The organism is Wolbachia endosymbiont of Drosophila incompta (assembly GCF_001758565.1).
Taxonomy (GTDB): Bacteria; Pseudomonadota; Alphaproteobacteria; order Rickettsiales; family Anaplasmataceae; genus Wolbachia; species Wolbachia pipientis.
On sequence record NZ_CP011148.1, the window covers coordinates 1,102,946 to 1,103,450 of the forward strand.

The 505-nt window shown below is 33.3% G+C and carries 1 pseudogene; it reads left to right on the forward strand.

Annotated features, from left to right (window positions below):
- Positions 1–282 precede the first annotated feature (282 nt).
- Positions 283–505, forward strand: a pseudogene (locus WG67_RS07360) (hypothetical protein); the annotation flags it as partial.

The window sequence follows — 505 nt, forward strand, 5'->3', positions numbered from 1 at the left end:
AAATAAAACAGAAACAAAAGTGCTGTCCCTTGCACTCTTTGGATAATTTAATGATAAAAAATTTGGAGAGAAATTTTATACACTATCGCTGATATTTTTCCTTAAGTTGACGCCATTGCCTGAACACTTACCTAATGATGAAGCTATCGAAAACATAGCAAAGAGACTTCAAAAATCTATAGACGATGCAAAAAAGCACAAGGTCATGTTTAGTGTTGATGTATTCCAAGGAGAAAAAAGTCATCAATAATAGATTATTCGATACTGATCTTATACCACCTCATGGAGCAAGATAAAAATGTTACTGAGACTGGAAAAGAAAAACTACGGCCTCTTATGTTAGAAATGTTTAATCTAGTTTCAACAGGCACTGATGTGAGCCAAGAAGTTCGGAGATTATTGCCAGAAGATATACTGAAAGAACGCGGCGAATATTTGTCACGTCTAAAACAAATTGTAAGTGATAGTATTGAAAATGACAAAAAAAAAGGAATTGTAGTAGAAA